The organism is Pseudomonas sp. FBF18 (genome assembly GCF_024261405.1).
Taxonomy (GTDB): domain Bacteria; phylum Pseudomonadota; class Gammaproteobacteria; order Pseudomonadales; family Pseudomonadaceae; genus Aquipseudomonas; species Aquipseudomonas palmensis.
The window spans coordinates 1-2,900 of sequence record NZ_QKRS01000038.1 but is presented as its reverse complement, the minus strand read 5'-3'; the positions used below and the strand labels follow the sequence as shown (position 1 = coordinate 2,900).

At 59.2% G+C, this 2,900-nt stretch carries 6 protein-coding genes; all 6 read left to right on the top strand.

Annotated elements, in window-relative coordinates; genetic code table 11:
* A partial coding sequence (locus tag DN387_RS25965; protein ID WP_254506428.1) for a recombination protein NinG occupies window positions 1-419 on the top strand: 419 nt, incomplete at its 5' end.
* The gene (locus tag DN387_RS25960; RefSeq protein WP_054915227.1) at window positions 416-775 is read left to right on the top strand and encodes a Lar family restriction alleviation protein; all 360 of its coding nucleotides are present in this window, start codon (window positions 416-418) and stop codon (window positions 773-775) included. The genes DN387_RS25965 and DN387_RS25960, both read left to right, overlap by 4 nt.
* Complete coding sequence (locus DN387_RS26105; RefSeq protein WP_256213412.1) at window positions 772-897, top strand: hypothetical protein; 126 nt, start codon at window positions 772-774, stop codon at window positions 895-897. Before DN387_RS25960 ends, DN387_RS26105 begins: the two co-directional genes overlap by 4 nt.
* Window positions 894-1,484: a hypothetical protein gene (locus DN387_RS25955; RefSeq protein WP_054915226.1), complete on the top strand. Its 591-nt coding sequence runs from the start codon at window positions 894-896 to the stop codon at window positions 1,482-1,484. The genes DN387_RS26105 and DN387_RS25955 overlap by 4 nt, the downstream gene beginning before the upstream one ends.
* A gap of 708 nt (window positions 1,485-2,192) precedes the next feature.
* Window positions 2,193-2,417 (top strand): hypothetical protein, encoded by a 225-nt coding sequence (locus DN387_RS25950; protein ID WP_054915224.1) that lies wholly within the window; start codon window positions 2,193-2,195, stop codon window positions 2,415-2,417.
* A 216-nt stretch (window positions 2,418-2,633) separates the two neighbouring features.
* On the top strand, window positions 2,634-2,900 hold a 267-nt coding region (locus tag DN387_RS25945), incomplete at its 3' end, for a chemotaxis protein (RefSeq protein ID WP_254506427.1).

Genomic DNA, 2,900 nt, shown 5'->3' with positions numbered 1-2,900 from the left:
GCGAGCGCCGCGAGGTCAAGGTGCGCAAGGAGAAGCTCAAGAGCCGCGGCGACTACATGCGCGAGGCGCAGCAGGCGTTCAACGCCTGGGTTCGCCTGCGTGACGCCGATCAGCCGTGCATCAGCTGCGGGCGGCATCACCAAGGCAAATATGACGCTGGCCACTATCGCACGACCGCTGCCTGTCCTGAGCTTCGCTTCGATCCGCTCAACGTGCACAAGCAGTGCTCGCCCTGCAACACGCAGCTGTCGGGAAACATCGTGGAATACCGCCTGGAGCTGATCCGCCGCATTGGCCAAGAACGGGTCGATTGGATCGAAGGGCCTCATGAGGCCAAGCGCTACACCATCGAAGACTTGAAGGCCATCAAGGCCCTGTACAGGCAGAAGCTCAAAGACCTGAGGAGGGCAGCGGCATGACCGAACAAATCAAGTTGGCACCTTGCCCATTCTGCGAAGGCCCCCCCTGCATTTCGGCTTTTGACTTCGTCACTAACTCGCCCGTGGCGATCGACAGGCCGCAGACAGAGCATTTCGACGAGGACTACTCGGCGCACGTTTGGTGCCATGACTGCGGTGCGCAGGGGCCAAACATCGATTCGTGCTCCCTGAGCACCTTCGAGCACATTTTCGACCTTACCGTACTTGATGTTATGCGCATTGCTGCCGAGCGCTGGAATGATCGCCACGCCAAGGCTCGGAGCCTGTATGACGCAGGCGATAACGAGCGGCTGAACCTTTTCCCGCGCAATGACGAGCCTGAGGAGACAGCATGAACTGGACCATCACCGATACGGCCTGCATCTTCCTGCTGGCCATGGCAATCGCTTCGACCTGGTGCCTTGGGCGCGGCCAGTTGATCGCAATGAAGCGCAAGCGCGAGGAGGGTGCCCGATGAAACTGAACAGCGCACGCCAGGCATGGCACGACTGCCTCTACACGGCTTGGGATAGCCAGGGTGCATTCATCGAGCAACTGGGCCTGCTGGGAGCAATGGTGCAGACCACCGACAAGCAGCGCAGTGCGAGCCACGCGGTGCACCAGGCGCTTGCCGGGCGAGTGCAGTCGGCGATCGGCAAGCTGCACAGCCAGGTCCGCTCCTTTGGCAACTTCATGTACAACCCGCGCCTGGATGACGACACCCGAGAGACAGCAGAGGAAGTGATCTTCAGCCTGGTGCAGAGCAAGTCGCCGCGCATGACCGCCGCCAAGCGCGAAAAGCTCGAGTACGTGGTGAAGGGAGTCATGACCCGGTACCGCTACATGCACCAGGGCGGCCAGTCGGCCAACGATGACCCCCTGGCGTCGCCGGAAGGTTTCAGGGCCTGGCTGGATGCTCACTACGGGGTAAGACTGGAATCAGCCAACTGGGAGCGCGACTGGGGTGGGTTCGTGCGGCTGGCGTTCGACTGCTGTGAGGATGTGGATCGGATGGCGCTCGGACCAGTTGCGGCCGTAATTTACGAAATGAAGAGTGCCGCTTGAGGGCCTATTGCGTTCCCGTGCGGCTGGTGATACCGTATCGCCACTGTTAGAGTTTTGCCTTTGGCAAATTACTCTTAAGATTCAACATAGCCCCGCCGTCGTGCTGGGCTTTTCGTTTATGCGGCTTGCAAGCAGCACGACACAGACGAACCCCGACCTACAAATCGGGGTTTTTTGTTATTGAGGGGCTCACTCTCACGTCTGAGATACCGAGCTCCTTCGCCAGCTGAATGTGATCCAGAGCTGAGGTGCGAGGCAGATCGACGCGCAATACCTGGTCCTCATAGGACATGTGGAGCGTGATGAGTGCGAGCAAAGCATCATCGAGCGATAGGGTGTCAGTTGATGCCTCGCAGCACCACCATCGCTCCTTTCCCCTCAGGAAATAGTCAATTCTAAATCTCATCACGATTCCTATCATGTCGGTCTGGGCTGCAGTCTAGGCAATGCCGAGGATCTTGGCTGTGTCGGCCGTCCCGTTTTATGCAGATGACACGCCCAGGCAGCTGGGCTAAGTCGGTAGTGGCATTGATCAAAGCCGTGCGCTCCCTGATCGGTTACGCGATGAGAGGCTGGGGTACGTGACCCAGCGATCCAGCCCATCAAGCCGGGTAAGCACCGGCCCTCTGCACCCTTGAAATCAAGCCCCGAGTTGCCCACACATTTCACTGAGCGCAGAATGCAGCTTTGAGTGAAGGAGCGTTCAGCATGGTGTTGCGTGGCATGGCGCAGATGCATTTCGATGACTTGGCTGAGAGGTTCCAAGATCTGGTTCGCACTTTCGGTGGCTCTGAACCGGTAGAGTTCGTATGGGTTGTGTTCTACCAAGGTCGGGTGTTTGGCGCTTATCCGCTCGCAGAGCAGGCCCTTGTGAAGATCACCGAAATTGAGCACTGCATCAGCGTTGATGAAGTTCCCGCCCCGCAAGCGTAAAGCTTTATCTGCGTTGAGCTTTTGCGGTTCACCGGTGACCCGCGTCTCCAGCTGACGTAGCGGATACAGCGATTACATGGCAGTATGGCTATCCGAACTGCACATGCTCGTGGCAACACGGGTCGGCAAGGCGGTTCGGGATGCCCGGTCGAAAGGCCGGGTTTTTTTATTGAAGCCTCGGCATTTGCCGGGGCTTTTTCGTTTCCGGAGTTAAGAATGGACCCAACCGACCTCGGCCCAGGCACAGCTACCTGGCTGGGCGGCACGGGCACCGTATTGCTGGGTGGCTTCCTCTGGCTGCGTAAGTTCCTCTCAAAGGATGCCGCTGACCGCGCCATGGACAATGCCGACATAGGCACCGTCCGCCGGCTGAATGAGCTGCTCGACTCGGAGCGCGAGGCCCGCAAGCTTGCCGAGGCCCGCGCTGACCAGTTCGCCAAGGAGCGCAATGACCTGGCCGCAACAGTCGGCCGCATGGAAGGG